Origin of the sequence: Bradyrhizobium denitrificans (assembly GCF_013179005.1) — a bacterium.
Classification (GTDB): domain Bacteria; phylum Pseudomonadota; class Alphaproteobacteria; order Rhizobiales; family Xanthobacteraceae; genus Bradyrhizobium; species Bradyrhizobium denitrificans.
This window is the reverse complement of sequence record NZ_JABFDP010000006.1, coordinates 130,859-145,667: the sequence shown is the minus strand read 5'-3', so window position 1 is coordinate 145,667 and position 14,809 is coordinate 130,859. Positions and strand designations below refer to the sequence as shown.

The window sequence follows — 14,809 nt, the reverse complement described above, 5'->3', positions numbered from 1 at the left end:
GCGTGTGACCGACCCTGTTCCGGACGGAACGAATCATCCGAGGGATTGACGATGCGAGATTGTGTGACCACCCGTGGCGGATATGACCGCGTGTTGATGGCTGTCGCGGCAACCTTCCTCGCGGTGTCCGCGACCTCGGCTTTGGCCCAGGGTGACGCGCCTCGCAACAACGCTGCCGAGTTGGCCATCGATGCGGCGATCCCGCTGCCCGAGCCGGCCAATGTGCCGCCGCCGACCGCCAGCGATTTCAAGCTCGACACCACCGCGACGGTCTCGCCCGGGCCGGCCAAGACACCCGACAAGACCCCGGATCTGGCCAAAACCCCCGAGCAGGCCAAGGCACCCGAGCCGACGAAGCCGCTCGACGCTGTCGCGGCCCCGGCCGCTGAGCCAGCCAAGACGATGGCCAGCCCGCCTGCTGCCACGGCAACGGCGCCCGAACCGGCGAAGGATCCGGTCAAGGCGGCCAGCAACATTCCTGCGGCCGATCAGCCGGTGGCCGATCGTTTGCGCGACCTGATCGCCACCAAGGGCGCGCGCTATTTCGATCGCAAGACCGAGCGCGCCGCGGTCGAGAAATTCTACACCGGCCGCGACTATGCGCCGATCTGGACTCAGGCCGGCAACCTGACCGCGACCGCCAAGGGCGTGATCGCTCGCCTGCGGGATGCGGCGGCGGACGGCCTCAATCCTGCCGATTATCCGGTGCCCGATTTCAGCGCTGCGGCGGCCACGCCCGATGCGTTGGCGGAAGCCGATCTCAAGCTGACTGAAAGCATGCTCGACTATGCCCGCCAGGCGCAGAGCGGCCGCATGCACTGGTCGCAGGTGTCGGCGGACATTCAATATCCCGAACATCCGGTCGACCCGAACGAGGTGCTGGCCAACGTCACCACCGCCAAGGACGCATCTGCGGCGCTTGAGAGCTACAACCCGCCGCACAAGCTCTACAAGCTGCTGAAGGCCAAGCTCGCCGAGTTGCGCGGCGGCAGCGATGGGGCGCCGATCATCATCGACGACGGCCAGCCGCTGAAATACACCCCGGCCCGCGGCAAGAACGCGCCCGAGGCCGAGGCGCAGATGTCCGATCCGCGCGTGCCGAAGCTCCGCGCCAAGCTCGGACTCACCGAGAATGCCGACGACATCCGCTATGATGCGAAGGTCGCCGCGGCCGTGCGCAAGTTCCAGGAGAGCGCCGATCTCAAGCCGACCGGCGTGCTCGACGATCGCACCGTGAAGGCGCTGAACACGCCCAAGCGCGACAAGCAGATCGACACCATCCTCGTCAACATGGAGCGCTGGCGCTGGCTGCCGCGCGACCTCGGCGCGCCGGCGCTCGGGGATGCCTATGTGATCCTCAACATTCCCGATTATACGCTGAAGGTCATGCAACGCGGCGCCCAGGTCTGGACCACCCGCGTCGTGACCGGCAAGCCGGGCCAGCATGCGACCCCGCTGCTCAGCGAGACGATGAAGTTCATCACGGTCAATCCGACCTGGAACGTACCGCCGTCGATCATCTACAACGAATATCTGCCGGCGCTGCAGCAGGATCCGACGGTGCTCGACCGCATGGGGCTTCGCCTGGAGCGCGCCCGCGACGGCTCGATCCACATCTCCCAGCCGCCGGGCGAGGCCAACGCGCTCGGCCGCATCCGTTTCAACTTCCCGAACAAGTTCCTGGTCTATCAGCACGACACGCCGGACAAGCATCTGTTCGCGCGCGAGGACCGCGCCTTCAGCCATGGCTGCATGCGCGTGCAGTATCCCGACCAGTACGCATCCGTTCTGCTGAACATCGCCATGCCGGGCGAGCGCTACACGCCCGAGCGTATCCGCAGCATGTATGGTTCGAGCGAGATCGACCTGAAATTCCCGACGCCGATCCCGGTCAACATCACCTACCAGACCGCCTTCGTCGACGATGCCGGCAAGCTGCAGTTCCGCAAGGACGTGTATGGCCGCGACGCGACCATGATCTCGATCCTGAAGAACGGCCGCGGCAAGGATCTCGAAAACGTCGTCGCCCACGCGCAGCCGAGCTATGCGCGGCCGCGCGGACCACTGCCGAGCGCGGTCAATGTCAGCGACAACAGCTTCTCGTCGGGGTCAGGGCCGAACTTCTTCGAGCGCCTGTTCGGCGGCGGTTCGCCGACCCCGCCGGCCCCGGTCGGGCGCCCGGTGCGACGGGTGTTCACCCGCTGATCCGAGCAAGGTCCACGACCTGAAAATAACGATCTGAAAATATCGACGTGAGATCAAGAAGCCCGCCGAAGGTAACATCTTCGGCGGGCTTTTTTAATGTTGGTTAACCACAACGGTCAACCACGATTCGCTGGCCCTTTTTCGCCACACTCAAGAGTATATGTTAAGGGTAATTGGGGGGCGGGCCGGTGAGTATCCTTTAACCATCCCGCCTTAGGTAAGCGTTTCCTCTCTCTTCCGCCGGACGGGCCGCAAGAGGGTATCCGAGTAAACGCTCGTCGACGGGGTGGGCTGCATCTTGCTGTCTGTTTTCGCGCGCCAATCTGTTTCGCTCACGAGAGCGGGTTGGAAGGCTGGATGCCGATCTGGACTGGCGACGCTGCTGCTGCTGATCGGCGCAGGCTCGGTCCATGATGCGGCGGCCTTGAACGAAACACGCACGCTCTCCTTCCATCACACCCATTCCGGCGAGGACCTCACGGTCACCTTCAAGCGCGAAGGCCGCTATGACGAAGATGCGCTGAAGAAGCTCAACCACTTCCTGCGCGACTGGCGCACCCAGGACGAGACGGTCATGGACCGCCGCCTGTTCGACATCCTCTGGGAAGTCTATCGCGACGTCGACGCCAAGCAGCCGATCCAGATCATTTCGTCGTACCGCTCTCCCGCCACCAATTCGATGCTGCGCCGGCGCTCGGCGCATTCCGGGGTGGCGCGGCACAGCCAGCACATGCTGGGCCATGCGATGGATTTCTACATTCCCAACGTGCCGCTGGAGCAGATCCGCTTCGCCGGCCTGCGCCTGCAGCGCGGCGGCGTCGGCTTCTATCCGACCTCCGGCTCGCCCTTCGTGCACTTGGACACCGGCAATATCCGGCACTGGCCGCGCATGACCGCCGATCAGCTGGCGCGCGTATTCCCTGACGGCAAGACCGTGCACGTCCCGAGCAATGGCGTGCCGCTAAAGGGCTATGAGCTGGCGAAGGCCGAGATCGAGAAGCGCGGCAATGGCGAGGACGCCTCGGCTGGAAAGCCCGGCCTGCTCGCACGCCTGTTCCGGGGACGCCCGAGCGAGGATGACGAAGAGTCGTCGGAGGCCGACGTCAAGCCGGTCCAGACAGCGGCGGTCGCGGCCAAGCCGGCCGACAGCAAATCCACGGCGCGCGGCAAGATCGCCAATGCGCTGCAGTTGGCGTCGGCCGATTCGCAGGGCGCACAGCCAGTGGCCGCCAAGTCCGGCAACAAGCCCGAGTCCAGGCCCGAGAGCCAGCCGGAGGCGAAGCCCGAGACCACGAGCGCGATTGCCGCCAATGCGGCCCGGGACGGCGGCCCGCAGAGCGTCGCCGACATCATCAATTCACGCGGCTTCTGGGGTGACAATCCAGCGACGCCGAAGCAGGCGACGCCCGAGCAGGTGGCCGCGATCACCGCGCGCCGGGCGCTGTCCTCGATCGATCAGCCGCAGAACGCAAGCCTGATGCAGGCCATGGCCTTCGCTCCTCCGGCCTCCTCGCCGATCGATCGCGCCAATGGCAGCGGCACCGCGGCAGTGATCCCGGTGCGCAATTCCCGCCCCGCGACGCGCAGTGCGGCACCCGCTCCCGACGGCGCCGCGGCGGCCGGCAAGAACGCCCAGGGCCAGGATGCCGTGATCACGATGTCCACCCGGATTTCGGCCGCCAAGGGCACCGATTCGACCTGGATGCGGGCGATTCTGTTGACGCCGAGCGCCTCGTCCTCGATGTCCGTGACCAAAATGGGCGACCCTGATCTCACGGTCATGCGCAGCTATTTCGTCAAGCCGCAGGTCGCGATCGCGATGAGCTTCGCCGCCGATCCGACACCGGGACTGAGCTATGACCAGTTCTCCGGGCCTGCGATCATCAAGCTCGAAACCAAGAGCTTCACGATGCGCGCCGCAGCCTTGCGCTGAGGTGCCGTGGGCCCGCCGCATCTGCCGGCGTGACGAGCCCGGTCGGGATGCCGACAAGCAAATGCCCGCGGATGCGAGCATCCGGGGCATTCGAACGTCGACGGATCAGGCGCTTTCGCCTCAGACCATGCCGAGCGCCTGCATGTAGGTCTCGAGGATGCTCTCCTCCTCCTGGCGCTCATTCGGGTCCTGCTTGCGCAACCGGATGATGGTGCGCAGCGCCTTGACGTCGAAGCCGTTGCCTTTGCTTTCGGCATAGACGTCCTTGATGTCCTCGGAGATCGCCTTCTTCTCCTCCTCCAGCCGCTCGATGCGCTCGATGATCGACCTGAGCTGGTCTACGGCGAAGCGGGTCGCGGGCGAGTCGTCGTCCTTCGCGGCGGCGGAGGTGGCCATTTGATACTCCTGAATAGAACTGGTGTGTCCAATGAAGGCGCCCGTCAGGCGCATGTGCTCGCCGCGACCCTCAAATCTGGCGTGCCCTGCGTCAAGGCGACATCGTCCTCATCCACAGAGCGCCCACACTTTGTTGGTCCAGATGGCGGCAGGCGCGGGCCAGCCGGCGACGCCGCTTGCGTTGAGCCCGCCATCCGGCGCAGCCCTCCGATTCGCTCATTCGCGCTATCCGCGCCTGCCCTTGCAAGGGCCGATAACCAAGCCCGATATCAGCGGCCCGGGTGGACTTTTTTCATGGCGTCGAGCTGCTCGGCACTGGCCTCACGCTGATACTTCGCCTTCCACTCCTCATACGGCATGCCGTAGACGGCCTCGCGGCTCTCATCCCTGGTCATCGCGGCGCCCTTGGCGTCGGCCGCGTCCTTCAGCCAGTTGGACAGGCAATTGCGGCAGAACCCCGCCAGGTTCATCAGGTCGATATTCTGAACGTCGGTTCTGGTCCGCAGATGCTCGACGAGCCTGCGGAAGGCGGCAGCTTCGAGTTCGGTCCGGGTGGTGCTGTCCATCGTCATCGCTTTCGTTCCCTGTTCCGCGTCGTGGCGGATGTCTGCTATAAGATGCGGCATCGTCGCAGGCTTGGCCATATCGCAACACCTTAAGGGGGCAATGGGCGCGATCGACCCACCGTCGCCACGAATTGCCTTGCCGTTGACAGCCGCAGCCAAGTCACGCGACATCAATCAACGTTTGATATAGCGTCGCGCAATGATCCCCAAAACCTCCTCCCTCCTGCATCGCATTCCCCGCCGCCCCGGTTTCGGACTGCTTTCGCTGCTTGGGCTGGCCACGCTCTGTCTCTCCTCGACCCCGGCAGCGGCTGATTTCCGGCTCTGCAACAACACGTCAAGCCGGGTCGGCATTGCCCTTGGCTACAAGGACGCCGAGGGCTGGACCACCGAAGGCTGGTGGAACGTCTCATCTCGCAGCTGCGAGACCCTGCTGAAGGGCACCCTGGTGGCACGCTATTACTACATTTATGCGCTCGATTATGACCGCGGCGGCGAGTGGTCCGGCCAGGCCTTCATGTGTTCGCGCGACAAGGAATTCACGATCAAGGGAACCGAGAACTGCCTGGCCCGCGGCTTCGACCGCACCGGTTTCTTCGAGGTCGATACCGGGGACCAGCGCGCCTGGACGGTACAGCTGACCGAAGCCAATGAGCAGCCCGCGCAGCAGCGCGTTCCCGGCATTCCCGGCACGCTGGGCCCTGGCGGCAATGTGCCGGGCCTCCCCAATGGACCGCAGGCCGCCCCGCCGGCCGCCACGCCTCCCGGGCAAGCGCCCAAGCCATGAGACGATTACGGCGCATCAAGATCCTCGCCACGCTCGGCCCCGCCTCCTCGGACAGCGCGATGATCCGCAAGCTGTTCGAGGCGGGCGCCGACATCTTCCGGATCAATATGAGCCACACCCCGCATGACAAGCTGCGGGAGCTGGTGGCGACCATCCGCAGTGTCGAAGCGAGCTATGGCCGTCCGATCGGCATTCTGGTCGATCTGCAGGGGCCGAAGCTGCGGCTCGGCACCTTTGCCGACGGGCCGGTGCAGTTGAACAACGGCCAGAGCTTCGTGCTCGATGCCGACAAGACGCCGGGCGATGCGACCCGGGTGCATCTTCCGCATCCGGAGATCCTGGCGGCGCTGCAGCCGGGCCATGCCCTGCTGCTCGACGACGGCAAGGTGCGGCTGATCGCCGAGGAGACCTCGCCGACCCGCGCGGTCACCCGCGTGGTGATCGGCGGCCGGATGTCCGACCGCAAGGGCGTGAGCCTGCCGGACACCGACCTGCCGGTGTCGGCGATGACGCCGAAGGACCGCGCCGATCTCGAGGCCGCCTTGAATATCGGCATCGACTGGATTGCGCTGTCTTTCGTGCAGCGTGCCGACGACGTGCTCGAGGCCAAGAAGATCATTCGTGGCCGCGCTGCGGTCATGTCCAAGATCGAGAAGCCGCAGGCGATCGAACGTCTGAACGACATCATCGACGCTTCGGACGCGCTGATGGTCGCCCGCGGCGATCTCGGCGTCGAGCTGCCGCTGGAGCGCGTCCCCGGTCTGCAGAAACTCATGACCCGGCTGGCCCGCCGCGCCGGCAAGCCGGTCGTCGTGGCGACGCAGATGCTGGAATCCATGATCCAGTCGCCGGTGCCGACCCGCGCCGAGGTCTCCGACGTCGCCACCGCGGTCTATGAAGGCGCCGACGCGATCATGTTGTCCGCGGAATCGGCCGCCGGGAAATACCCGATCGAGGCGGTGTCGACGATGAACCGGATCGGCGAGGAGGTCGAGCGCGACGTGGTGTACCGCTCGGTGATCGCCGCGCAGCGCCCGGAGCCGGAATCGACCGCCGGTGATGCGATCGCGGAAGCCGCTCGCCGCATTGCCGAGAATCTCGACCTGCCCACCATCATCTGCTGGACCTCGTCCGGCTCGACCGCGGTCCGCGTCGCCCGCGAACGCCCGAAGCCGCCGGTCGTCGCGATCACGCCCAATCTCGCCACCGGCCGACGATTGTCGGTCGTCTGGGGCGTGCACTGCGTCGTCGCGGAGGATGCCCGCGACCAGGACGACATGGTCGAGCGCGCCGGCTCGATCGCATTCCGCGACGGCTTCGTGCGCGCCGGTCAGCGCGTGCTGGTCGTCGCTGGCGTTCCGCTGGGCACGCCCGGCACCACCAACATGGTGCGCATCGCTTATGTCGGGCCGTCCAGCGAGGCCCTTCTCTGACACCGATCAGTCGGCGCTCGTGCTCGGCCGCAATCCTGCCGTCGGCGCCGCGCGCCGCGTGGCCGCGACGACCGGACAGGCCGTGATGTCGGTGCCATCGGCGCCGGCGATGCGCTCGCAGCGCCGCGATCCGTCGATCGTGAGATCGTAATCGCCGAGCACGTCGAGCCGGGGCGGATTGTCCGCCGGGCTTTCCGAGTAATACAGCGCCCAAACGCCGCCGGGCAGCGGATCGGCCAGGCCAGCGCGAACCCTGCGGTCCAGCACGCCGCCTGGCACGATCGGGACCACCAGCTCGGACAGCTGATAGACGCGCGAGCCCGCCGGCAGGAACGAAGTGACATAGCCAAGCGGCTTCTGCAGCAGCAGGACCGTCGCCGGCTGCTGCAGCGTCTCCGCAAGCAGCGGCCGGTACGGGTCCGCCCACGGCCGCCGCATCCAGTCGGTCGGCTGCGACGCCAGCGCGATGACGAGCGCGACGCTGACGACGACAGCCTGCGCAGCGCGCGATGAGGCCGGTGGCGCCTCGCGCCAGGCCTCGATCAGCCGCAGCAACAGCAGCACGATCAGCGGCGCCGCAAGCAGCTCGAGCGGCATCAGATAGCGCTGGATCGAGAAGGCGAGCATCCACAGCACATAGCCGACCCAGAAGAAGGTGATCAGGCGGCGGTCGCGCAGCTGCAGCACTTCGCGCTTCTGCCACAGGCCCGTGACCACGAGCGCGGCCAGCAGCATGATGACGACGGCGAAGCGCGGATCACGGAACGGCCATTCCGACGACGGATGTCTGCCGACCACCCAGTAGAATGGATAGGCCAGCGCATCGAGCAGGCCCGCGGGCATGAAGCGCGTGTCGACGATCGAGATCTGCGGCGCCTCGGGCGAACGAAAGATCGTGTTGTAGAACGGATAAAGCGGACTGCCGAAATCACGAGCCATCTTCAGCGCCCACGGCCCTGCCGTCACGACGACGCCGATAGCGCTGGCCAGGCCGAAGGCGAGGACGGCACGCCATGGCCGGACCACGAGCAGCAGCGACACGCCGGCCGCGATCAGGAAGCTTGCATTGGTCAGCTTCAGCCCGGTCGCGGCACCGATCAGGACGCCGGCGGCGAGCAGATGCCGCATCGATGGCGTGTCGTCCTCGGCGCTGAACATCAGCGCGATCGCGGCGAGAATCGGCAAGGTCGTGAGAATATCCGCAAAGCTGGTGCCGACCTCGGACAGCGCCATCGGACTGAGCGCCGCGATGAGCAGCGCCGCCGCCAATGTCCAGATGTCGGCGGCACGGCCCAGCAACACGCGTGTCACCCAATACACGACGGCAAGGTTGAGCCCATGCAGGGCGCCGAGCGCGATGCCCCACCAGGGCGCGCCCAATCCATGCCGGACCATGTAAGGCAGCAGATAGATCAGCGGATTGAGGAAGCTCTGAAAGCCGCCCGGCGCCACGTCGACATCGAACCGGCCATGCACCAGCGCAAAGCCGGCATAGTCGTGATAGTTCTGCCAGTCCCAGTTGATGTCCTCGCCGGCCATATAGGCGTAGACGGCGCCAGCAGCGGCCGATCCGGCGATCACGAGCAGCATCACCGGATGTTTACGCACGATGGACATCGATTGACGACAACGCCTGGGGGTTGCGAGCTGCGGCGGCCGTCGCGGCGCCGCGCCCGACCATGGCGGCGACCCATGAATCCTTGCTTAAGCTAGGCGCCGACCAGGCTCTTGACCGGCAACACCGCCTGCACGACGAGGCCACGGGCGCGCGCGTCCATCACGCCCACCGCACGCAACGCCAGCAGGGTCACCGCCTGAACCGTGTCGCGAAGCTTCGCCGGATCGTCGAGATGGTCGGGCGCCAGTGGCCCGACCAGCGCCTCGTGCAGGGCACCGAGCAGCGCGGTGGCGGCGAGCTGGGTGTCCTGCGCCGGCAGATGTCCGGCGCGCACGGCGGCATCGATCCGCGAGGCGATCTCGCCGACGATGTCGCGGCGGCTGGCCAGGCGGGAGGCGGTGACGTCGACATCGACCGGCTCGGCCAGGATGCCCCAGGCGAGCTTGCGCTGAGACAGCACATGGACGGCGACCGTGGACACCGCCGCCGCCAGCGCCGAGGACGGCCCGGGCGCGGCATCGGCCGCGCGGCGGACAGCCACGAGCTCGTCGCGCGACACTTCGGCGATCAGCTCCGAGATCAGGTCGGCCTTGGAGGGGAAATAGCGATAGACCGTCCCGGCCGCAACATTGGCGCGGACCGCGACGGGCGCAATCTGGACAGCGGACATGCCGCCCTCGGCGGCGGTTTCACGCGCGGCCGCCAGAATGGCGCTGCGGCGCGCGGCCAGCCGCTTCACGACCTGGTGGGTTCGCCGGTAAACCATGACGCTTCTCGTCCCCGACGCGTGCCGTCCAGGCGATTCCTGGCGAACGCTGGTTCAGTGTTTTTGGAGGCTCGGCCTCGCAAATCTCAAGGAAGAACTGAACACCTGTTCAGAGCACAAGACAAGGGGGTTGTTGGCTCGATGATCGGCGGGAAGGATGTCAGGCTGCGGACAGCACCGCGCCGGAGTGAGCCGGCTGCCGTCGCCACCATGCGCCAGCTCGCGCCAGCGCCAGCCCGCCGATGATCAGGTTGGCCGCCAGGCCGAGCGGGATGCCGGTCAGCATGAACGTGATCTGGAGCCCCGCGCTACAGCCGAGGGCCGGCAGCTCATAGCGCCGGAAACCATCATGCAGGCCCATCCGCACCAGCCACGCCACCGCGATCGCCTGCACCATCATGTCGTACATGAACAGATAAGGCGTCGTGAGCAGCAGCCCGACCGCCAGGGCCGCGGCCTTGACCGCATAGCGCACCGGGCTTCGCCACATCACGACCAGCACCATTGCGATCGCCGCGGTGAGCACCCATTGCAGGGCCCAGGCGAGCGTCTCGGAGCCGCCCAGATAGCGCACCAGCGAGAACAGGCTTTGCAGCTTCCACCAGGTCGCCTTGCCCTCGGTGAGGAAGGCCTGGGAAAAGGCCGGCATCCAGTGAACGAAGGCCTGCCAGCTCTCAAGGCCGAAAGCGAGGAAGGACGCCAGCGCCAGAACCAGGGCGGTGGCGCTGGCCGAGACGAACGCGGTCCAGCGCTGGGTGGCGATCAGCAGGATCGGAAACAGCAGCCCGTATTGCGGCTTGTAGGTCAGGAGGCCGAGGCAGATCCCGGCCAGCACCGGCCGCACCGGCAGCCAATACAGCGTGCCGCCGACGAGCGCAGCGGTGAGACATCCGTTCTGCCCAACCAGCGCATTCGAGAACAGCGCTGGGAAGCCGGCCGCGAGCAACAGGCCGAAACCGCGGCCGACGATCGCCCGCATCGCCAGCGCATAGGGAATGAAGCTCGCATAGACCCAGCCGGCAAAGGCCAAGGTGTAAGGCAATTGCGCGAGCAAGGCCGCAACGAACAGGAAGGGCGGCGGATAGTGCCAAGCGAAATAGCCTGGGAAGTCCTGCCGCAGCAGATCAAGCTCGATCTGACGCTGCACGTCCCAATCCCAGGCCAGGGCCGGATGGCCCTGCAACGCAAGCTTGCCGGCGGCCCAGACGTTGACGAAATCGGTCGGGATGCCGAGCCCGTCCGCTCCCCAGATCCAGACGCCGGAGAAGAGACCTGCGGGGAAGAACGCGGCATTGATACAGGCAAGCGCGAAGCACGCTGCGAACAGGCTCACCGGAACGCCAGGACGCTGCGATGGGATCGCGGCGGCAACGGAATTGTCGGCCATCTGAACCTCACCCGCGCCAGCACGGGCGCACTCCTGATCAAGGCATAGGCCGCGAGGCTTGAAGAAGGCTTAAGCGCGGGGGCGCCGGCTGAGCTGGAGCGAGGCCGGCCGCACTGATTGTTTACGCGCGCGCTGTAGACAGGGCTCCGATGCAACTGGCAGGCACCACGCAGGAGTCCCATGCCCATGATTCGAATGATCGTCGCCCTCGCGCTCTGCCTGATGTGGCCGGTGGCAAGCCTCGCCCAGGACAAGGGCGTGGTGCGCGTCACGTCCGACGTCTCCTACGAGTTTCTGGCGCGCTGGGACACCGACCGGCTGAACAAGATCCTGACCATCGACACGCCGAAATTCGCCAGCGTCACAGTCAGCTATACGCCAGCTGTCAACGCCGTCCGGCTTTATCGCATCACCTACGCGTCGGTCGTCCCCGAACGCGGCAACAAGCCGATCCGCGCCACGGGCCTGCTGGCCGTGCCCGAGATCACCGAGACCAGCCTGCCGATGGTGTCCTATCAGCACGGCACGGTGTACGGAAAACAGGAGGTGCCGTCGTTCCCGGAGCAGTCCCCCGAGACGCAGCTGATGATCGCGCAGTTCGCCGGGCAAGGCCATCTGCTGATCGGCGCCGACTATTTCGGCATGGGGACTTCGACCGAGCCTGAAGGCTACATGGTCAAGGCGAGCCACCAGCAGGCCACCTACGACATGCTGATCGCCAGCCGGGCCGTGCTCAACGATATGCATCTGACGCCCACCAGACTGTCCATCGCCGGCTGGTCGCAGGGGGGCTTCGTCACCATGGCGTTCCTCGAAAAGCTCGAAAGCGCCGGCGTGCCGGTCGCAGCAGCTGCGACCGCAAGCGCCCCCGTCGACGTGTTCGTCGCGCTCAACGGCTTCCTGAATTTCCCCCGCAGCAACGACGCGTCCTGGGTCAACTCGCTGTTCATCCTGTCGGCGTTTGCGTTCGAGAACTATTATGCGGTGCCGGGCCTCGCCCGCTCGGTGATCGCCGACACCTATTACGATGTCGCCCGCAAGGCCTATGAGCGGCAGCCTTTCAACGTCGCCGACATACCAACCGATCTGCACAAGCTGCTGAAGCCGGATTATTTCGACGCGCAATATTTCGCCGCCTCGAGCTATGGCCGCCTGGTCGCGCAGACCCAGGCCTATCGCTGGATCATCAAGTCGCCGGTGCGCAACTATTACGGCGAGAACGACGAGGCGATCTCGGTCGGCCTCGGCCGGCTGGCCATGACCTATCAGCAGGCGATCGGCGCCGGCAACGGCAAGGTCGAGGCGGTGTCGACCGGACCGACCACGCATCGCGGCACATTCGCCACCGCCGTTCCGCAATGGAAAGCCTGGTTCGACAAGCCGTGATCCGCGCGATGAGCAGCCGGACATGGCGACGCCCGGGCGTCATCATCGCCGGGGGGCAGCCGCCCGAGACTGACGGCGCGCAGACCCGATTGCGATGCCGCTCGGGAGTCGTCGGCTGACTTTCGCAAGCCGCGGTTGGACAGCAAGGGTCGCTGAAAACGAAAAGCCCGGCTGCAAAGCCGGGCTTGTCGATTCGGTCTCGTTAAAAAGGGGGAAGTAATTCTGGTCCCCCCTCTTTGCCCGGATCAGGCCTGAGGCTGCGGCTCCAGGCCTGGATCGGGCCGCGGGCGGGGCTTGCCGGCCGGCGGCACGGCCGAGGCACGCGGCGTCGACGGCTCGATCGCAGATTCGCGGTTCGGCTTCTTGCCCTTGAGCAGGTCGAGGATCTCCTCGCCGGTCAGCGTCTCATATTCGAGCAGCGCCTGGGCGATCGCTTCCCAATCCTCACGCTTCTCGGTGATGATGCGGCGCGCCTCCTGCTCACCAGCCTCGATCAGGCCGCGAATCTCCGAGTCGATCAGGCGGGCGGTGTCATCCGAGATGTTGGTCGAGCGCGCCACCGAATGACCCAGGAAGACTTCCTGCTCATTGCTCTGGTAGCGGACGCGGCCGAGCTTGTCGGACATGCCCCATTCCATCACCATCGCACGGGCGAGGTTGGTGGCCTGCTGGATGTCGCCGGTGGCGCCGTTGGTCACCTTCTCCGGACCGAACTTCTGCACCTCGGCCTCGCGGCCGCCGAACATCATCGCGAGCTTCGACACGCACCATTCGCGGGTGTGCGAGTGGCGATCCGCCTCCGGCAGCGACTGCACCATGCCGAGCGCGCGGCCGCGCGGAATGATGGTGGCCTTGTGGATCGGGTCGTGGCTCGGAACGTTGAGACCGACGATCGCATGGCCCGCCTCGTGATAGGCGGTCAGCATCTTCTCTTCCTCGGTCATCACCATCGAGCGACGCTCCGCGCCCATCAGCACCTTGTCCTTCGCCTCTTCGAACTCGGCCTGCGTCACCATCCGCTTGTTGCGGCGGGCGGCGGTCAGCGCGGCCTCGTTGACGAGATTCATCAGGTCGGCGCCGGAGAAGCCGGGCGTGCCGCGGGCGATAGTCTTGAGGTTGACGTCCGGCGCCAGCGGCACCTTGCGGACATGGACCTTGAGGATCTGCTCGCGGCCGATGATGTCGGGGTTGGACACGACGACCTGACGGTCGAAGCGGCCCGGACGCATCAGGGCCGGATCGAGCACGTCGGGACGGTTGGTGGCGGCGATCAGGATGACGCCCTCATTGGCCTCGAAGCCGTCCATCTCGACCAGCAACTGGTTGAGGGTCTGCTCGCGCTCGTCATTGCCGCCGCCGAGGCCGGCGCCGCGATGGCGGCCGACGGCATCGATTTCGTCGATGAAGATGATGCAGGGTGCGTTCTTCTTGGCCTGCTCGAACATATCGCGGACACGGCTTGCGCCGACGCCGACGAACATCTCGACGAAGTCCGAACCGGAGATGGTGAAGAATGGCACATTGGCTTCGCCGGCCACGGCGCGCGCGATCAGCGTCTTACCGGTGCCGGGAGGGCCGACCAGCAGCACGCCGCGCGGGATGCGGCCACCGAGCCGCTGGAACTTGCCGGGGTCGCGCAGAAACTCGACGATCTCCTGCAGGTCCTGCTTGGCCTCGTCGACGCCGGCGACGTCCTCGAAGGTGACGCGGCCATGCGCTTCCGTCAGCATCTTGGCCCGTGACTTGCCGAAGCCCATTGCCTTGCCGGCGCCGCCCTGCATCTGGCGCGACAGGAAGATCCAGACGCCGATCAGCGCGATGAATGGCAGCCAGGACACCAGAAGCGACACGAACCACGGCACATTGTCGCCCGGCGGCTTGGCCGTGATCGAGACCTTGGCGTCATACAGGCGCTTGACCAGGTTCGGATCGCTCGGCGCGTAGGTCTGGAACGAGGAGCCGTTCTTGAAGGTGCCGTGGATCTCCGGCCCCTGGATCACGACGTCGCGCACATTGCCCTGGTCGACCTCGCTCAGCAGCTGCGAGAACGAGATGTCCTGGGACGACGCGCGTTGCCCTGGATTTTGGAAGAGTGTGAACAGCGCCAACAGCAACAGGACAATAATGACCCAAAGGGCGAAATTGCGCAGATTGGCGTTCATCGATTTTCCTTCGTGGTCGCGCGGATCGCGGCCGTTAGTCCTCGGACTCATCCCTGGGCAGCCACGAGGGAATCCCCCGGTCGACCGTCTCGTAATCTAGGTACCACTCGCAGCAATGCCAAGGGAACCAGACAGGACTATTTATCGCATCATAGCCTGATTCCCGCTCA

General features: G+C 66.0%; 11 protein-coding genes. 5 read left to right on the top strand and 6 right to left on the bottom strand.

The window, feature by feature from the left end:
* Positions 1 to 51: 51 nt before the first annotated feature.
* Positions 52 to 2,205 carry a L,D-transpeptidase family protein gene (locus HL671_RS08050; RefSeq protein WP_463054344.1) on the top strand — a complete coding sequence of 718 codons (2,154 nt, stop codon included), beginning with the start codon at positions 52 to 54 and terminating at the stop codon, positions 2,203 to 2,205.
* 298 nt (positions 2,206 to 2,503) lie between these two features.
* The gene (locus HL671_RS08045; protein WP_172236081.1) at positions 2,504 to 4,138 is read left to right on the top strand and encodes a peptidoglycan L,D-endopeptidase MepK; all 1,635 of its coding nucleotides are present in this window, start codon (positions 2,504 to 2,506) and stop codon (positions 4,136 to 4,138) included.
* A gap of 120 nt (positions 4,139 to 4,258) precedes the next feature.
* On the opposite strand, the gene HL671_RS08040 is transcribed toward HL671_RS08045, so the two are convergent.
* On the bottom strand, positions 4,259 to 4,534 hold the full coding sequence (locus tag HL671_RS08040; protein ID WP_012046687.1) for a DUF2312 domain-containing protein: 276 nt from the start codon (positions 4,532 to 4,534) through the stop codon (positions 4,259 to 4,261).
* A 269-nt stretch (positions 4,535 to 4,803) separates the two neighbouring features.
* The gene (locus tag HL671_RS08035; protein ID WP_172236146.1) at positions 4,804 to 5,106 is read right to left on the bottom strand and encodes a DUF1244 domain-containing protein; all 303 of its coding nucleotides are present in this window, start codon (positions 5,104 to 5,106) and stop codon (positions 4,804 to 4,806) included.
* A gap of 193 nt (positions 5,107 to 5,299) precedes the next feature.
* On the opposite strand from HL671_RS08035, the gene HL671_RS08030 reads away from it, so the two are divergent.
* Positions 5,300 to 5,887, top strand: a complete 588-nt coding sequence (locus HL671_RS08030) for a DUF1036 domain-containing protein (protein WP_172236080.1) — start codon at positions 5,300 to 5,302, stop codon at positions 5,885 to 5,887.
* Complete coding sequence (gene pyk / locus HL671_RS08025; RefSeq protein ID WP_012046690.1) at positions 5,884 to 7,320, top strand: pyruvate kinase; 1,437 nt, start codon at positions 5,884 to 5,886, stop codon at positions 7,318 to 7,320. Before HL671_RS08030 ends, pyk begins: the two co-directional genes overlap by 4 nt.
* Before the next feature lie 6 nt (positions 7,321 to 7,326).
* On the opposite strand, the gene HL671_RS08020 is transcribed toward pyk, so the two are convergent.
* From HL671_RS08020 to HL671_RS08010, 3 genes are all read right to left on the bottom strand, one after another.
* Positions 7,327 to 8,937 (bottom strand): glycosyltransferase 87 family protein, encoded by a 1,611-nt coding sequence (locus HL671_RS08020; RefSeq protein WP_049795426.1) that lies wholly within the window; start codon positions 8,935 to 8,937, stop codon positions 7,327 to 7,329.
* A 92-nt stretch (positions 8,938 to 9,029) separates the two neighbouring features.
* Positions 9,030 to 9,704: a TetR/AcrR family transcriptional regulator gene (locus HL671_RS08015; RefSeq protein ID WP_172236079.1), complete on the bottom strand. Its 675-nt coding sequence runs from the start codon at positions 9,702 to 9,704 to the stop codon at positions 9,030 to 9,032.
* A gap of 160 nt (positions 9,705 to 9,864) precedes the next feature.
* A complete protein-coding gene (locus tag HL671_RS08010; protein ID WP_172236078.1) occupies positions 9,865 to 11,091 on the bottom strand; it encodes a glycosyltransferase family 87 protein in 1,227 nt (408 codons plus the stop codon).
* A gap of 180 nt (positions 11,092 to 11,271) precedes the next feature.
* Here HL671_RS08010 and HL671_RS08005 point away from each other — a divergent pair, with 180 nt between their 5' ends.
* Positions 11,272 to 12,477, top strand: coding sequence for an acetylxylan esterase (locus tag HL671_RS08005; protein WP_172236077.1), 1,206 nt, complete (start codon positions 11,272 to 11,274; stop codon positions 12,475 to 12,477).
* A gap of 245 nt (positions 12,478 to 12,722) precedes the next feature.
* Here HL671_RS08005 and ftsH read toward each other — a convergent pair whose 3' ends face one another.
* Positions 12,723 to 14,639, bottom strand: a complete 1,917-nt coding sequence (gene ftsH / locus HL671_RS08000) for an ATP-dependent zinc metalloprotease FtsH (RefSeq protein WP_012046695.1) — start codon at positions 14,637 to 14,639, stop codon at positions 12,723 to 12,725.
* Positions 14,640 to 14,809 lie beyond the last annotated feature (170 nt).

Excerpts from the sequence above, each read along its gene's own strand:
- HL671_RS08030 (WP_172236080.1), top strand. The coding sequence starts at position 5,300 with ATGATCCCCAAAACCTCCTCCCTCCTGCATCGCATTCCCCGCCGCCCC.
- HL671_RS08015 (WP_172236079.1), bottom strand. The coding sequence starts at position 9,704 with ATGGTTTACCGGCGAACCCACCAGGTCGTGAAGCGGCTGGCCGCGCGC.
- HL671_RS08050 (WP_463054344.1), top strand. The coding sequence starts at position 52 with ATGCGAGATTGTGTGACCACCCGTGGCGGATATGACCGCGTGTTGATG.
- HL671_RS08010 (WP_172236078.1), bottom strand. The coding sequence starts at position 11,091 with ATGGCCGACAATTCCGTTGCCGCCGCGATCCCATCGCAGCGTCCTGGC.
- HL671_RS08020 (WP_049795426.1), bottom strand. The coding sequence starts at position 8,937 with ATGTCCATCGTGCGTAAACATCCGGTGATGCTGCTCGTGATCGCCGGA.
- HL671_RS08040 (WP_012046687.1), bottom strand. The coding sequence starts at position 4,534 with ATGGCCACCTCCGCCGCCGCGAAGGACGACGACTCGCCCGCGACCCGC.
- pyk (WP_012046690.1), top strand. The coding sequence starts at position 5,884 with ATGAGACGATTACGGCGCATCAAGATCCTCGCCACGCTCGGCCCCGCC.
- ftsH (WP_012046695.1), bottom strand. The coding sequence starts at position 14,639 with ATGAACGCCAATCTGCGCAATTTCGCCCTTTGGGTCATTATTGTCCTG.
- HL671_RS08035 (WP_172236146.1), bottom strand. The coding sequence starts at position 5,106 with ATGACGATGGACAGCACCACCCGGACCGAACTCGAAGCTGCCGCCTTC.
- HL671_RS08005 (WP_172236077.1), top strand. The coding sequence starts at position 11,272 with ATGCCCATGATTCGAATGATCGTCGCCCTCGCGCTCTGCCTGATGTGG.